Origin of the sequence: Streptomyces sp. SUK 48 (assembly GCF_009650765.1) — a bacterium.
Taxonomy (GTDB): Bacteria; Actinomycetota; Actinomycetes; order Streptomycetales; family Streptomycetaceae; genus Streptomyces.
This window is the reverse complement of sequence record NZ_CP045740.1, coordinates 4,284,224-4,299,825: the sequence shown is the minus strand read 5'-3', so window position 1 is coordinate 4,299,825 and position 15,602 is coordinate 4,284,224. Positions and strand designations below refer to the sequence as shown.

At 72.3% G+C, this 15,602-nt stretch carries 13 protein-coding genes and 1 pseudogene; 9 read left to right on the top strand and 5 right to left on the bottom strand.

Annotation, left to right across the window (positions count from 1 at the left end):
• The 5 genes from GHR20_RS18595 to GHR20_RS18575 all read left to right on the top strand — a co-directional run bounded on the left by GHR20_RS18595 (position 1) and on the right by GHR20_RS18575 (position 7,024).
• Entirely contained in the window at positions 1-2,055 is a 2,055-nt protein-coding gene (locus GHR20_RS18595) for a copper resistance protein CopC (protein WP_153813812.1), read from the top strand.
• Between the two features lie 8 nt (positions 2,056-2,063).
• Complete coding sequence (gene efeB / locus GHR20_RS18590; RefSeq protein WP_153813811.1) at positions 2,064-3,383, top strand: iron uptake transporter deferrochelatase/peroxidase subunit; 1,320 nt, start codon at positions 2,064-2,066, stop codon at positions 3,381-3,383.
• A 129-nt stretch (positions 3,384-3,512) separates the two neighbouring features.
• Entirely contained in the window at positions 3,513-4,445 is a 933-nt protein-coding gene (pheA, locus tag GHR20_RS18585) for a prephenate dehydratase (RefSeq protein ID WP_111585749.1), read from the top strand.
• Positions 4,446-4,952: 507 nt separating this feature from the next.
• On the top strand, positions 4,953-6,230 hold the full coding sequence (serS, locus tag GHR20_RS18580; protein WP_111585748.1) for a serine--tRNA ligase: 1,278 nt from the start codon (positions 4,953-4,955) through the stop codon (positions 6,228-6,230).
• Entirely contained in the window at positions 6,227-7,024 is a 798-nt protein-coding gene (locus GHR20_RS18575; protein ID WP_153813810.1) for an HAD family hydrolase, read from the top strand. The genes serS and GHR20_RS18575 overlap by 4 nt, the downstream gene beginning before the upstream one ends.
• Positions 7,025-7,101: 77 nt before the next feature.
• Here the strand turns inward: GHR20_RS18575 and GHR20_RS18570 are convergent, their stop codons facing one another.
• From GHR20_RS18570 to GHR20_RS18550, 5 genes are all read right to left on the bottom strand, one after another.
• On the bottom strand, positions 7,102-7,341 hold the full coding sequence (locus GHR20_RS18570; RefSeq protein WP_153813809.1) for a hypothetical protein: 240 nt from the start codon (positions 7,339-7,341) through the stop codon (positions 7,102-7,104).
• A gap of 89 nt (positions 7,342-7,430) precedes the next feature.
• Entirely contained in the window at positions 7,431-8,150 is a 720-nt protein-coding gene (locus GHR20_RS18565) for an ABC transporter permease (protein WP_111585745.1), read from the bottom strand.
• Between the two features lie 10 nt (positions 8,151-8,160).
• Complete coding sequence (locus GHR20_RS18560; RefSeq protein ID WP_111585744.1) at positions 8,161-9,072, bottom strand: ABC transporter ATP-binding protein; 912 nt, start codon at positions 9,070-9,072, stop codon at positions 8,161-8,163.
• On the bottom strand, positions 9,069-9,977 hold the full coding sequence (locus tag GHR20_RS18555; protein ID WP_111585743.1) for an ABC transporter permease: 909 nt from the start codon (positions 9,975-9,977) through the stop codon (positions 9,069-9,071). Before GHR20_RS18555 ends, GHR20_RS18560 begins: the two co-directional genes overlap by 4 nt.
• Positions 9,967-10,959 carry an ABC transporter ATP-binding protein gene (locus GHR20_RS18550; protein ID WP_153816036.1) on the bottom strand — a complete coding sequence of 331 codons (993 nt, stop codon included), beginning with the start codon at positions 10,957-10,959 and terminating at the stop codon, positions 9,967-9,969. The genes GHR20_RS18555 and GHR20_RS18550 overlap by 11 nt, the downstream gene beginning before the upstream one ends.
• 245 nt (positions 10,960-11,204) lie before the next feature.
• Between GHR20_RS18550 and GHR20_RS18545 the strand changes: the two genes are divergently transcribed.
• The 4 genes and pseudogenes from GHR20_RS18545 to GHR20_RS18530 all read left to right on the top strand — a co-directional run bounded on the left by GHR20_RS18545 (position 11,205) and on the right by GHR20_RS18530 (position 15,475).
• Entirely contained in the window at positions 11,205-12,047 is an 843-nt protein-coding gene (locus GHR20_RS18545) for a M24 family metallopeptidase (protein ID WP_153813808.1), read from the top strand.
• Positions 12,044-13,801, top strand: a complete 1,758-nt coding sequence (locus GHR20_RS18540; protein WP_153813807.1) for an SDR family oxidoreductase — start codon at positions 12,044-12,046, stop codon at positions 13,799-13,801. The genes GHR20_RS18545 and GHR20_RS18540 overlap by 4 nt, the downstream gene beginning before the upstream one ends.
• 166 nt (positions 13,802-13,967) lie before the next feature.
• Positions 13,968-14,530: pseudogene (locus GHR20_RS18535) on the top strand (RNA 2'-phosphotransferase).
• 42 nt (positions 14,531-14,572) lie between these two features.
• Entirely contained in the window at positions 14,573-15,475 is a 903-nt protein-coding gene (locus tag GHR20_RS18530; protein ID WP_153813806.1) for an LLM class flavin-dependent oxidoreductase, read from the top strand.
• Positions 15,476-15,602: the final 127 nt, after the last annotated feature.

Genomic DNA, 15,602 nt, shown 5'->3' with positions numbered 1-15,602 from the left:
GTGACCCGGACCATCGCCCCCCGCCCGCGGACCCTGGTGCTGCTGCTCCTCGCCGCCCTGGGCGCCCTGCTCGCGGGCGCCGCGCCGGCCTCCGCGCACGCGGCGCTGACCGGCAGCGACCCCGCGCAGGGGGTGGTGGTCCAGCAGCCGCCCGCCCGGGTCTCGCTCACCTTCTCCGAGAAGGTCGCGATGAACGGCGACTCGCTGCGGGTCCTCGACCCCAGGGGCAGACCCGTCCAGACCGGCGCCCCCGGCAACGTGCGCGGGACGACGTACGCCGTGCGGCTCGAGGGCGGCCTCGGCAAGGGCACGTACACGGTCACCTACGAGGTGGTCTCCGCCGACAGCCATCCGGTGGCCGGCGCCTACACCTTCTCCATCGGGGCGCCCTCGAAGACCGTGGTCTCCGGCACCGGTCCGACCGTGGGCGGCGGGGTCGTCGGCGGGCTCTACCAGGTCGGACGGTACGTGTCGTACGCCGGTTACCTCGTGCTCGTGGGCGGCGCCGCCTTCGTGCTCCTGTGCTGGCGGCGCGGGGCGGGCGTACGGGCGCTGCAACGGCTGGTCGTCGGCGGCTGGCTGGCGCTGACCGCGGCCACCCTGTGGCTGCTGCTCCTGCGCGGCTCGTACACCACCACCGGGAAGGTCGCCGACGTCTTCGACCTCGGGCTGCTCGGCCAGGTGCTGGAGACCAAGCCGGGGGCCGCGCTGGTCTCCCGGCTGCTGCTGCTCGCCGCCGCCGCGCTGTTCATCGCCGTCCTCTTCGGCACGTACCAGCGGCGCGAGGAGGGCGCGGAGAAGCGGGACCTGACCTTCGGGCTCGGCATCGGGGGCGTGGTCGTCGCGGCCGGGCTCGCGACCAGCTGGGCGATGTCCGAGCACGCCTCGGTCGGGCTCCAGCCGGGCATCGCCATGCCGGTGGACGTCGTCCATCTGCTCGCCGTCGCCGCCTGGCTGGGCGGGCTCACCGCGCTGCTGGTGGCCCTGTACCGGGCGCCCGCCGGGACGCCGGTCGAGGCCGCCGCCGTACGCCGCTTCTCCCGGCTGGCCTTCGGCTCCGTGGTGGCCCTCGTCGTCACCGGCGTCTACCAGTCCTGGCGCCAGCTCGGCTCCTGGTCCGCCTTCACCGACACCCGGTACGGGCAGCTGCTGCTGGCCAAGATCGCCCTGGTGGCGGTCATGGTGGGCCTCGCGTCCGTGTCGCGGCGATGGACGGGCCGGCTCGCGGACCAGGGCGCGGCGGGGGACCGGGCCGCCGACGAAGCGGGGGCCGGGAGGGAGCCGGTCACCGCGGCGAGGGCAGCCGCCGGACCGGACACGGAGGCCGCCGCCGACACGGGGACGGCGGACGCGAGGTCGGCGGGCACGGGGCCGGCCGGTACGAGGCCGACGGACGCGAGATCGGCGGGCACGGCCGGGCAGGGCGCCGACGCGGCGGACACGGCGGCCGCACCCGGCTCCGCTCCCGCGAACTCCGCCGACTCACGGCGCGCCGCCCAGCTCGCCCGGCAGCGGGCCGCGGTGGACGCCGCCCGGCGAAAGCGGCTGCGGGACGGTGACGCGGGCCGCTTCGGGCTGCGCCGCTCGGTGCTCGCCGAGGCCGCCGTCGCGGTCGTCCTGCTCGCCGTCACCACCGCGCTGACGCAGACCGAGCCCGGCCGCACCGAACAGGAGGCCAAAGCCGCCACCGGCGCCGTCACCGCGCCCACGAACGGCAGCCTGTCCCTGAGCCTGCCCTTCGACACGGGCGGCACGGACGGCAAGGGCGTGGTCGCCCTCGACATCGACCCCGCCCACGCGGGCGCCAACGCGCTGCACCTCTTCGTCCGCAAGCCCGGCGGTCAGCCCTTCGACGTCCCCGAGGTGAAGATCGCCCTCACCCTGGAGGCGAAGAAGATCGGCCCGCTCTCCGTGGCTCCCGAGCACATCACCACCGGCCACTGGTCGGCGGACGGGGTGCAGATCCCGATGGCCGGTGACTGGAAGATCGCCGTCACCGTCCGCACCTCCGACATCGACGAAGTGACCGTCTCCCAGAACGCGCAGATCGGCTGACCCAGACCATGACCGACCAGTCCACCCGGAAGGCCCGCACCCCCGGGGCCCGCACCCCCGAGGCCCCGGCGTCCCAGGCCCAGCCGTCCGGGGCCCAGCCGTCCGAGGCCCGTACCGGGGGTGTCTCCCGGCGCGCCCTGCTCGGCACCGCGGGCGCCACCGGGCTGGTGCTCGGCGCGGCGGGCGGGGCCGTCGGTTATGCCGCCGCACCCGCCCCGGCCACCCCGCTCACCTCGGTGGGCTCCGACCGCGCGATGTTTCACGTGAAACACCAGCCCGGCATCACCGAGGGCCTCCAGGCGTGCGGTCATCTCATCGCCTTCGATCTGGCGGCGGGCGCGGGCCGCAAGGAGGCGGCGGCCCTGCTGCGCCGCTGGTCGGCGACGGCCGGGCGGCTGATGGCGGGCGAGCCCTCCCCGCACGACGACACCGATGTGTCCCGGGACGCGGGCCCCTCCTCGCTGACGGTCACCTTCGGCTTCGGGAACAGCTTCTTCACCCGCACCGGACTGGAGAAGCAGCGGCCCACCGCCCTCGACCCGCTGCCCGCCTTCTCCTCCGATCATCTGGACAAGGCACGCAGCGACGGCGATCTGTGGGTGCAGATCGGCGCGAACGACGCCCTGGTCGCCTTCCACGCCCTGCGCGCCCTCCAGAAGGACGCCGGGGCGGCCGCGCGGGTGCGCTGGCAGATGAACGGCTTCAACCGCGCCCCGGGCGCCACCGCCCGCCCGATGACGGCCCGCAACCTGATGGGCCAGATCGACGGAACGGGCAATCCGAAGCCGGCGGACGCCACCTTCGGCAAGCAGATCTTCGTGCCCGCCTCGGGCGAGCCGGCGTGGATGGCGAACGGTTCCTATGCCGTCGTACGCCGGATCCGGATGCTCCTGGACGACTGGGAGAAGCTGCCCCTCGCCGCCCAGGAACAGGTCATCGGGCGCCGCAAGGCGGACGGGGCGCCGCTGACCGGGGGGCACGAGACCTCCCCGATGGAGCTGGAGAAGACCGACGCCCAGGGCGACTACGTGATCGCGCTCAACGCGCACGCGCGGATCACCCGGCCGGACAAGAACGGCGGAGCGGCGATGCTGCGGCGCCCGTTCTCGTACCACGACGGCATCGACGCGGACGGGGTGCCGGACGCCGGGCTGCTCTTCGTGTGCTGGCAGGCGGACCCGCTGCTCGGCTTCGTGCCGGTGCAGCGCAAGCTCGACCGGGGCGACGCCCTGTCGCGGTTCATCCGGCACGAGTCGAGCGCGCTGTTCGCGGTGCCGGGCGGGGCGGCCGAGGGCGAGTACGTGGGGCAGCGGCTGCTGGAGGGCTGAGCAAGGGGCCGCGAATCCTTAGCCGATGGTCCATCCGCTTTGCGGACTGTCCCCTCTCAAACCACCCGGTCGAGTGGTCATCTTGAGACGCCTGAGCTACGACGGCCCGCGGCCATTAGGGTGAGGACCATGCCAGCGAGCTATGCGTATCTCGGTCCCGAGGGCACCTTCACCGAGGTGGCCCTGCGGACGCTGCCGGAGGCGGCCACCCGCGAGCTGATCCCGTACGTGTCGGTGCCGTCCGCGCTGGACGCGGTGCGGGCCGGCGAGGCCGAGGCCGCGTTCGTGCCGATCGAGAACTCCGTCGAGGGCGGCATCACCGCCACTCTGGACGGCCTGGTCGCCGGCGAGCCGCTGACGATCTACCGCGAGGTGCTGCTCTCCATCACCTTCGCGCTGCTGGTCCGCCCGGGCACCCGGCTCGCCGACATCAAGACGGTCTCCGCCCACCCCGCGGCCCAGCCCCAGGTGCGCAACTGGCTGAAGGCCAACCTCCCGGACGCCGTCTGGGAGTCCGCCGCCTCGAACGCGGACGCGGCCCGGCTGGTCCAGGAGGGCCGCTACGACGCCGCCTTCGCGGGCGAGTTCGCCGCCGCCCGGTACGGCCTGGAGGCCCTGGAGACCGGTATCCACGACGCGGAGAACGCGCAGACCCGGTTCGTGCTGGTCGGCCGCCCGGCCCGGCCCGCCGCGAAGACCGGCGCCGACAAGACCTCGGTGGTGCTCTGGCAGCGCACCGACCACCCCGGCGGACTGCGCGATCTGCTGGGCGAGTTCGCCTCGCGCGGGATCAACCTGATGCTGCTCCAGTCCCGGCCGACCGGCGAGGGCATCGGCAACTACTGCTTCTGCGTGGACGCCGAGGGCCATATCTCCGACCGGCGAATGGCGGAGGCGCTGATGGGCCTGAAGCGGCACTGCCTGGAGGTGCGCTTCCTCGGCTCGTACCCGCGCGCCGACATCACGCCGGACGGGGCACGCGCCGTACACCCGGGGACCTCGGACGAGGAGTTCACGCGGGCCGCGGACTGGGTGGCGCGCTGCCAGGACGGCCGCTTCTAGTTATCCACAGGAGTTATCCACAGGCGCCCTTCTCGACCTGGGGACAAGTCGACAGCGAAGCGCGACCCGGTCGACAAATCGCCCCACAGCGCACAGACGGGGCGACCTTCACCTGACTCACCCTTCGTCCACCCGTTTCCTTTGGTTCATCTTTTGGGGCGACCGTTTTCCACCCGAAAGTGGGTGTCGATCCACTTTGGCCGGGGAATTCTGCAAGCCCGTCAACGGATCCGGAGTGATCAATTCCCGCATCCACAGAACTTCCCCACACCCTGTGGATAACTCTTCGGTGGGTGTGGATTTCTGTGGACAACCGGGCCGCCAAGTCCCGCTCCCCACAAGGAAATCGAGTCAACCGGGCGCCCGGGACCTGATCCGTCCCAGGGAGTGAGACACTTTCCCTTGACACGCGCGGCAATTAGCGCATAACGCACCGTAAGCCGCAAATCCAAGCGCGCCGTAATAGTGATGCGTGAGCGGCATCCCCGCACCGGTAGCCTTGGGCCTGTGATTGACCTTCGCCTGCTCCGTGAGGACCCCGACCGTGTGCGCGCGTCCCAGCGCGCCCGTGGAGAGGACGTCGCGCTCGTCGACTCCCTCCTGTCTGCCGACGAGCGGCGCAGGTCTTCCGGCGTCCGCTTCGACGAACTGCGTGCCGAGCAGAAGCAGCTCGGCAAGCTGATCCCCAAGGCCGGCGCCGACGAGAAGGCCGAACTGCTCAAGCGTGCCGAGCAGCTCAAGGCCGACGTCAAGGCCGCCGACGCCGAGCGCGACGCGGCCGACGCCGAGACCCACCAGCTGCTGCTCCGGCTCGGCAACCTCGTCCACCCCGACGTCCCCGTCGGCGGCGAGGAGGACTTCGTCACCCTGGAGACGCACGGCGCCATCCGCGACTTCGGTGCCGAGGGCTTCGAGCCCAGGGACCACCTGGAGCTGGGCCAGCTGCTCGGCGCGATCGACGTCGAGCGCGGCGCCAAGGTCTCCGGCTCCCGCTTCTACTTCCTCACCGGCGTCGGCGCCCTGCTGGAGCTGGCCCTGGTCAACGCGGCGATGGCCCAGGCCACCGCGGCCGGCTTCACCCCGATGCTGACCCCGGCGCTGGTCCGCCCGCAGTCGATGGCCGGCACCGGCTTCCTCGGCCAGGCCGCGCAGGACGTCTACCACCTCGACAAGGACGACCTCTACCTGGTCGGCACCTCCGAGGTGGCGCTCGCGGCCTACCACATGGACGAGATCCTCGACGCCGACAAGCTGCCGCTGCGGTACGCGGGCTTCTCGCCCTGCTTCCGCCGCGAGGCCGGTTCGCACGGCAAGGACACCCGGGGCATCTTCCGCGTGCACCAGTTCGACAAGGTCGAGATGTTCTCGTACGTCGACCCCGCGGACTCCCAGGCCGAGCACGAGCGCCTGCTGGCGTGGGAGAAGCAGTGGCTGTCCTCGCTGGAGCTGCCGTTCCGCGTGATCGACGTCGCCTCCGGTGACCTCGGCTCCTCGGCCGCCCGCAAGTTCGACTGCGAGGCGTGGATCCCGACGCAGGGCAAGTACCGCGAGCTGACCTCGACCTCGGACTGCACCGAGTTCCAGTCCCGCCGGCTGTCCATCCGCGTCCGCGACGGCAAGCAGGTCAAGCCGCTCGCCACGCTCAACGGCACGCTGTGCGCCGTACCGCGCACCATCGTGGCGATCCTGGAGAACCACCAGCTGGCCGACGGCTCCGTCCGGGTCCCCGAAGTGCTGCGCCCCTACCTGGGCGGCCGGGAGGTCCTGGAGCCGGTGGCCAGGTGAGCTTCCCCTACGGGCTGGTCGCGACCGACCTGGACGGGACGCTGCTGCGCTCCGACGGGTCGGTCTCCCAGCGCACCCGTGACGCGCTCACCGCGGCCGCCGCGGCGGGCGCGGCGCACATCGTCGTCACCGGCCGCGCCGTCCCCTGGACCCGCCATGTCCTCGACGACCTCGGCTACGACGGCCTCGCGGTCTGCGGCCAGGGTGCCCAGGTGTACGACGCCGGGGCGCACCGCCTGCTGACGTCCGTCACCCTGGACCGGCAGCTGGCCGGGGTGGCGCTGGCCAAGATCGAGGCGGAGGTCGGCCCGCTGCATCTCGCCGCGAGCCGTGACGGGCTGGACGGCGAGGTGCTCGTGGGACCCGGGTACGCCGTCGCGGGGCCGCTCCCCGCGGTCCCCTTCACCGACGCGTCCGATCTCTGGGCCGCGCCGCTGAACAAGATCTACATACAGCATCCGACGCTGGGCGACGACGAGCTGGCGGAGGCGGCCCGGCAGGCGGCCGGCGGCTTCGTCTCCGTCGCGATGGCCGGCGCGGGCATCGTGGAACTCCTGCCGCTCGGCCTGTCCAAGGCGACGGGGCTGTCCCTGGCCGCGCGCCGTCTCGGCCTCAGGGCCGCGGACACGATCGCCTTCGGCGACATGCCGAACGACATCCCGATGTTCGGGTGGGCCGCCCGGGGCGTGGCCATGGCCAACGCGCACGAGGAGCTCAAGGCGGTGGCCGACGAGGTGACGTCTTCGAACGAGGAGGACGGGATCGCGGCGGTGCTGGAAGGTCTGCTGGCCTAGCGCGCCATACAGGCTGCGGCGCGCCATACAGGCTGCGACGCGCCATGAGGGTGCCTGCCGTGGCGCCGGCCGCGGACTCACCGCCGCCGGCGCCACCCCCGCCGTCGTACCTTGCTGAAGAACCACCCCGCCGGCGGCTCGTCGGAGCGCCAGGGCCGGGGCTCGGGGGTTTCCGCGCGCCAGCGGGCGGCCGGCATCCGGGCGCGGGCGGACGGCTCGGACGCCTCGGCGCCCCGCACGAAGTCCTCGTCCAGGACCAGCCCCTCGAAGGCGTCCCCCGCGGGCTCCCCGCCACCCCCCGCTCTCTCCTCCGCCATCCCCGGCCTCCTCGCCGTACGTCACGATTCGCCCAGTGTGCCCGGCCGGGGATGAGGTCCCCGTCAAAAGACGGGGACCCGATGGCTCCCTACTCCTCCCCCGCCAGCTTCAGCGAGCGCAGCTTCTGCCCCGCGTACCAGGTGGCCAGCACGGTCACCGCGACCAGCAGCACCACCGCCGTCGTCAGCCCGACGTCGGAGGTGACCAGGTCGCCCCCGGCCACCTTGTGCGCGACCGCGAGCGCCCACTGCTGCACGCTCAGCGTGCGGGCACCCGGCACCAGGGAGCCGAACAGCGCCTCCCAGACCAGCGCGTACACCAGGCCGAAGACGACCGCGTGCCGGGAGACCGTGCCGAGCAGCAGGAACAGCGCGGAGTAGGCGATGGAGGCCACCAGCGCGGCCACCGTGTAGGCGACGGCGATCTGCTGGCCGTTGCCGTTGAGGATCAGGCCCGCGATCATCGTGGGTACCGCGGAGAACACCATGGTCACCGCGATGGCGACGATCAGCTTGGTGAAGATGATCGTCGGCCGCTTCAGGGGTTTGGCGAGCAGATAGACGACAGAGCCGTCATCGATCTCCGGGCCGATCGCGCCCGTGCCCGCGATGACGCCGATGATCGGCACCATGGTGGCGATCGCGAATCCGCCGAGCACGTCGGCGGCCGTCTGGTCGTCCGCCCCGCTGAGGGCGCGGACGGCCACGGCGATCACGATGAGCAGCAGCGGCAGCGCGCCGAGGATGAGGGCCCGGCGACGGCCGAGCAGGGCCCGGTAGGTGAGCCGGGCGACTGTGGGGTCGTACATCTTCGGCCTCCTACGCCGCGACCAGGTACGAGAAGACGGACTCCAGGGACTCGTCCGACGGCGAGACCGTGAGCAGCCGGATGCCGTGGTCCCTGGCGACCTTCGGCAGCAGAGTGGTGAAGCGGCCGAAGTCGACGGCCTGGACGCGCAGCGCGCCCTCCGCGTGGTCGACCTCGATGCCCGCGGTGGACGGGTCGGCGATCAGCGCCGCCGCGAGGGCCCGGTCGTCGCTGGAGCGCACCAGGTAGCGGTGCGGACGGTCGGTCATCAGGCGGCGGATCTTGCGGTAGTCGCCGCTGGCGGCGTGCCGCCCGGCGACGACGACCTCGATGTGCCGGGCGAGCTGTTCGACCTCCTCCAGGATGTGCGAGGAGAACAGCACGGTGCGGCCCTCGTCGCCCATCCTGCGCAGCAGGTCCATCAGCTGCATGCGCTGGCGCGGGTCCATGCCGTTGAACGGCTCGTCGAGCAGGAGCAGCGAGGGTTCGTGGACCAGGGCGCTGGCCATCTTCACACGCTGGCGCATGCCCTTGGAGTACGTGGCGATCCTGCGGTCCTGGGCGTACTCCATCTCGACGGTGGCCAGCGCCCGCTGGGCGGCCTTGGCGCCGAGGCCGTGCAGTTCCGCGTTGGCCACGACGAACTCGCGCCCGGTGAGGAAGTCGTACATCGCCTCCCGCTCGGGGACGATGCCGATGTGCCGGTAGATGTCCTCGTTGCGCCACACCGGCTGCCCGTCGAGGGTGACCGTGCCGGTGGACGGGGCGAGGAAGCCGCCCATCATGTTGATCAGGGTGGACTTGCCGGCGCCGTTGGGGCCGAGCAGGCCGGTCACGCCGGGTCCGATGGTCATGGTGATGTCGTTGACGGCGACCACGTTGCCGAACCAGCGGGAGACATGGTCGATGCTGAGGGTCGTCACAGTCCCACCTTCTTGTAGCGGCGCACCAGGAGGCCGTAGCTGCCGGCGATCAGTGCGAGGGTGACGAGGACGTAGACGATGCCCTCTCCGGTCGAGGGGGCGAGACCGCCGGGGTTTCGGGCCGTGGCGCCCAGGAAGGCGGACTGCACGCCGTCGATCAGGGTGACCGGCGAGAACAGGCCGATCCACGGGATGGCGCCGGAGTGCCCCTGGACCTCCGCGATGGCCTGGAGGGTGGAGACCGCCCCGTAGGTGATGACCAGTACGGCGATCACGGCGGCGATGCCGAAGCCGCGGCGCGGGGTGACGGCGGCGATGACCAGCCCGATGCCGGCGAAGAGCAGGGAGAGCAGGGCCACGGAGACCAGTCCCTCGGCGAATTCCTTCGTCTGGTGGGCGAAGCCCAGCTTGGCCAGCAGCGCCCCCACGTACATCACCAGCAGGGGAGCGGCGGTGAGGATGAAGATCGCCGAGGCCAGCGCGGCGAACTTGGCGCGCACGTAGTCGGCGGTCTCGATCGGCCGGGAGAAGTACAGCGGGACCGTCTTGAAGCGCAGGTCACGGGAGACGGCCTGGGGTGCCTGGGAGGCGACGTACAGGCTGATGACGGCCTGGAGCATGATCGCGTACCGCGTGTAGGCGACCGGCAGTTCGTGCGCCTTGGTGGCGACGGCGACGGCGACCATGATGGCGGCGGGCACGCACATGACCGCGAACAGCAGCATGGGCAGCACCTTGGACTTCGCCGAGCGGCCGAGGCCGTAGGCGCCGCGCAGGGACTGCGAGTACAGGGAGCGGCGGGCGTAGGCGCGGCCGAGGCGCGGGCCGTCGTAGCCGCGGTAGCCGATGTCGTGGATCCGGGTCGTCTCGCCCGGGGGCGAGCTCAGGGGCTGCTCAACCGCCATGGCCGACGGCCTCCTTCCGCTGCTCGTCGCCGCCGTGGCCGCTGCCTTCGGCGGTGTCGGTGGTGAAAACCTCGGAGATGTGGTGCCGGCGCTGCTCCATGCGGACCAGGCCGAGTCCGAGGTCGGCGACCACGTCGCGCACCAGGTCGTACGTCTCCTCGCCCGCGGCGGTCAGCAGCAGGATGTGGCCGGCGCCGGGCAGGCCCGCGCCCTCGTGGTGGATGTCCACCCCGCGCCCGCGCAGCGCGTCGCGGACCGCGGCGGTGCCGTCGGGGTGCGTGTCGCTGTCGGTGACCTCGATCGCGAGGGTGGTCGTGGTCTGCGTGAAGTCGGTGGTGGAGCTGGAGCGCAGCAGCTTGCCGCCGTCGATGACGACCACGTGGTCGCAGGTCCGCTCCAGCTCGCCCAGCAGGTGCGAGGTGACGAGGACCGAGATGCCGAAGTCGGAGTGGACGCGGCGGATCAGGCCGAGCATCTCGTCGCGGCCGACCGGGTCGAGGCCGTTGGTCGGCTCGTCCAGGAAGACCAGCTTGGGATCGTGCACCAGGGCCTGCGCGAGCTTCACGCGCTGCTTCATGCCGGTCGAGTAGCCGCCGATGGGGCGATAGCGCTCCTCGTAGAGGCCGACATGGCGCAGGGTGTCCGCGGTGCGCTCGCGCGCGGCCGTGGGCGGCAGCCCCGACATGCGCGCCATGTGGACGACGAACTCGGTCGCCGAGACGTCCGGCGGCAGGCAGTCGTGCTCCGGCATGTAGCCGACCTGTTCGCGGATGGCGGCGCCCTCGGTGGCGATGTCCAGGCCCAGCACCCGGGCGCCGCCCTCGGTGGCGGGGGACAGCCCCAGCAGGATTTTGATCAGGGTGGACTTGCCGGCGCCGTTGGCTCCGACGAGTCCGGTCACCCCGGGCCCGATGTCCACGGACAGCCGGTCGAGCGCGGTCACCCGGGGGAACCGCTTGCTCAGGCTTTCGGTCGCGATCACAGTCACCCACCGAACGGTAGTGATCCCGGCCACGCCGGTCGTCAGACCACAGAGCCGTCTTCGGGTCCGCCCCAGGTATTACAGGACCCTAGGGGCCGCCCCTCCCTAGGGGGCACCCGGAGTTGTCCCGGGCCCGCGCTCCCGCCTATTGACGCGACCTCTAACAACTGCCAGATTCTCCCCTGTCAAGTTACGAACGCGTACCGCAGCCGACGGGAATCGGCCGGACCACGGGACGAGGCGGCATGACGACGGCAGTGAGCAGTGAACTCCCCACGGAGCTGCGGGGATTCCAGAAGGTGCAGCGCCTCGCCTACGAGTGCGCGGAGGCGGTCGCGGCACGCCTGGAGCCGGGTGTGACCGAGCGTGAGGCCGCGCGGATGCAGCGGGAGTGGCTGCGCGAGCGCGGGGTGCGGGACTGGTTCCATCTGCCCTTCGCCTGGTTCGGGGACCGTACGGCGTTCGTGAACTTCCGCATCCCCCTCCAGTTCTTCCCGACCGACCGGGAGCTGGCGCCCGGGATGCCGTTCATCCTGGACATGGCCCCGGTGTTCGAGGGATACACGGCCGACATCGGCTATTCGGGGTCCCTCGGGGCGAACCCCGTGCAGCACCGGCTGATGGCGGACCTGGAGGCGCACCGGGAGCTGCTCCTGCGCGAGGTGCGCGAGCGGCGCCCGCTGCGCGAGATCTACGAGGACGTGGAGCGGCTCATGGTCCGCCAGGGGTACGCCAACCGGCATCGTGCCTACCCCTTCGGCGTGATCGCCCACAAGGTGGACCGGGTGCGGGAGCGCCGCTTCGCGCCCCACCTCTTCGGCTTCGGCACCCAGTCCCTCAAGGGCCTCGCCTCGGACGCGCTGCACGGCCACCGCGAGGGCTGGTCGCCGCTGTGGTCGCCGTACCGCTTCTCGGACCATCCGCCGAAGGCGGGCCTGTGGGCGGTCGAGCCGCATCTGGGCTTCCGGGGCACGGGGGCGAAGTTCGAGGAGCTCCTCGTGGTCACGGACTCGAAGGACCCCGAGCAGAGCGCGTTCTGGCTGGACGACGAGCTGCCGCACGTGCGGCGCTGGGCGGAGGAGAAGTGACGACCCTGAAGGGTGCGCGCGAGCGCACGGTACGGACCGGCGGAATCGACCTGTGCGTGGCCGAACTGGGCGACGCGGAGCAGCCGACGGTGGTCCTGGTGCACGGCTATCCGGACAGCAAGGAGGTGTGGTCCGAGGTGGCGCCGCGCCTCGCGGAGCGCTTCCATGTGGTCCTGTACGACGTCCGGGGCCACGGCCGCTCCACGGCGCCGCGGCCGTTGCGCGGCGGCTTCACGCTGGCCAAGCTCACGGACGACTTCCTGGCCGTGGTGGACGCGGTGAGCCCGGACCGCCCGGTGCACCTCGTCGGGCACGACTGGGGCTCGGTGCAGTCCTGGGAGTTCGTCACGGTCGGCCGCACGGAGGGCCGGATCGCCTCCTTCACCAGCATCTCCGGGCCGTCCCTCGACCACTTCGGGCACTGGATCAACGACCGTCTGAAGCGTCCGACGCCCCGCCGGGTGGCCCAGCTCCTCGGCCAGGGCGCCAAGTCCTGGTACGTGGGCATGCTGCACACCCCGGCGCTGCCGGAGCTGGCCTGGCGCGGCCCGCTCGGCAGGCACTGGCCGAAGCTCCTGGAGCGGAGCGAGGGCGTCCCCGCCGGCGACTACCCGACCTCCTCCCTGTCCGAGGACGCGGCCCACGGCGCCTGGCTGTACCGGGACAACGTGCGGCCGCGGCTGACCCACCCCCGCCCGGACGCGTTCGCGCACGCGCCGGTGCAGCTGATCACGCCCCAGGGCGACGCGTTCCTCTCCGAGCGGCTGTACGACGACCTGGACCGCTGGGTCCCCCAGCTGACCCGGCGCACGCTCCCGGCCAAGCACTGGGCGCCGCGCACCCGGCCGGACCCGCTGACCGCCTGGATCGAGGAGTTCGTCGTGTCGGTGGAGGGCGGCCGCCCCGAGCCGAAGGCGACCGGGCCGCACGCGGCGCGGTTCGGCGGGCAGCTGGTGCTGGTCACCGGCGCGGGCAGCGGGATCGGCCGGGCGACGGCGTTCGCGTTCGCGGAGGCAGGCGCGCGGCTGGTGGCCGTCGACCGGGACGCGGAGGCGGCGGCCCGCACGGCGGAACTGGCCCGGCTGATCGGCGCGCCCGAGGCATGGGCCGAAACGGCGGACGTCTCGGACGAGCAGGCCATGGAGAAGCTGGCCGAGCGGGTCCACCGCGCGTACGGCGTGCTGGACGTGCTGGTCAACAACGCGGGCATCGGCCTGTCCGGCTCCTTCTTCGCCACGACCACCGAGGACTGGCGCAAGGTCCTCGACGTCAATCTCTGGGGCGTGATCCACGGCTGCCGGCTCTTCGGGGCGCGGATGGCGGAGCGGGGCCAGGGCGGCCACATCGTCAACATCGCCTCCGCCGCCGCGTTCCAGCCCTCCCGGGTGCTGCCCGCCTACAGCACCTCGAAGGCGGCGGTCCTCATGCTCTCCGAGTGCCTGCGCGCGGAGCTGGCGTCCCAGGCGATCGGTGTCACGGCGATCTGCCCCGGCATCGTCAACACCGGCATCACCTCCACGGCACGCTTCGCCGGGGCCGACGAGGCCGAGGAGCGCCGCCTCCGGAAGAACTCCGCCCGCCTGTACGGACTGCGCAACTACCCGCCGGAGAAGGTGGCTTCGGCGATCCTGGACGCGGTGGTCCACAACCGCCCGGTGGTCCCGGTGACCCCGGAGGCGCGGGGCGCGCACCTCCTGTCCCGGGTGCTGCCGGGGGCACTGCGCCGGCTGGCACGGGTGGAACCGAAGATGTGAGCAGAGTCGGGGTGTTGGGGACGAGGGTTCTCAACACCCCCTTTCAGGAAGGCCAGTTGTCCACAACTTCGCTCATTATCCTGTGGATAACCGGGGTTGGCTGTGGATCAAACCTCCCCACGGAAAACGAGCTGCGTGATCCGCGTCTCTCGCCCACCCTGAATCCATGAACGAAGAACCCAGGGACGACAGACGCACGGTCAAGGTCTCGAAGTACCTCTCCCGGCATCTCCGCCACCAGCCGGCCCGCCTCGGCCTCACCCCCGACGCGGCCGGCTGGGTGGACATCGACACCCTGATCACCGCGGCGGCCGCGCACGGCTTCCCCTTCACCCGCGAGGAACTCGACCGGGTCGTCGCCACCAACGACAAACAGCGCTTCACGATCGACGGCGCCCGGATCCGCGCCAACCAGGGCCATACCATCGCCGTGGACCTGGGCCTGCCCCCGGCCACCCCGCCGCCGTACCTCTACCACGGCACCCACCCCCGCGCCCTGGAGTCCATCCGGGCCACCGGTCTGGAACCCATGGACCGGCATGCCGTGCACCTCTCCCCGACCGCGACACCGCCGCCCGGGTCGGTGCCCGCCGGGGCCGCCCGGTCGTCCTCGTGGTCGATGCCGGCACCATGCACCGCGACGGCCATGTCTTCCAGGTCAGCGCCAACGGCGTCTGGCTGACCGCCGCCGTGCCCCCGCGCTATCTGCGCTTCCCGGGACCCCGCTGACCCGGCCCGCCCCGCCTCGACCCACCGCTTACCCTCGAACGCATGAGTCTGCGTCTGAGCACCGTGATCCTGCCGTACCGCCGCTGGCACGAAGGCGGCCGCGCCACCTGGACGCGCGCCGAGCAGCTGGGCTTCCACACGGCGTACACCTACGACCACCTGTCCTGGCGCAGCTTCCGTGACGGCCCCTGGTTCGGCGCCGTCCCCACCCTGACCGCCGCCGCGGCCGCCACCGAGCGGCTCCGCCTCGGCACCCTGGTCACCTCCCCGAACTTCCGCCACCCGGTCACCCTCGCCAAGGAACTGATCTCCCTGGACGACGTCTCCGGCGGCCGGATCACCCTGGGCATCGGCGCCGGCGGCACCGGCTTCGACGCCACCGCGCTCGGCCAGGACCCCTGGACCCCGCGCGAGCGCGCCGACCGGTTCGCCGAGTTCGTGCCGCTGCTCGACCGGCTGCTCAGCGAGGACGCGGTGACGTACGAGGGCCGCTTCTACTCGGCGGACGAGGCGCGCAACATCCCGGGCTGCGTGCAGCGCCCCCGGCTGCCGTTCGCCGTGGCCGCGACCGGCCCGCGCGGACTGCGGCTCGCCGCGCGCCACGGCCAGGCGTGGGTGACCACGGGCGATCCGAAGCTGTACGAGACGGGCACCCCGGAGGAGTCGGTGCAGGCGCTGCGCGGGCAGCTCGCGCGGCTGTCCGACGCCTGCGCGGAGGCCGGCCGGGACGTCGCCGGCCTGGACAAGATCCTGCTCACCGGCTTCACCCCGGACCGCGGCCGCCCGCTCACCTCGCTGGACGCGTTCGTGGACTTCGCCGGCCGCCACCGGGACCTCGGCTTCACCGAGATCGTGCTGCACTGGCCCATCCCGGACTCCGACTTCGCCGCGGACGAGAAGGTCTTCGAGCGGATCGCCATGGAGGGCCTCGCCCAGCTCCGCTGACGTGTCCCGGGACACGCTCGTCCGTGTCCCCGGGGCAGGTGACCTGAGACCCCTCATGGGGCGGCGGGGGCGGCCCGAGCGTCATCTGTGTCTCATCTGTGCACACTTCCGCACGCCCGTGCGGGCA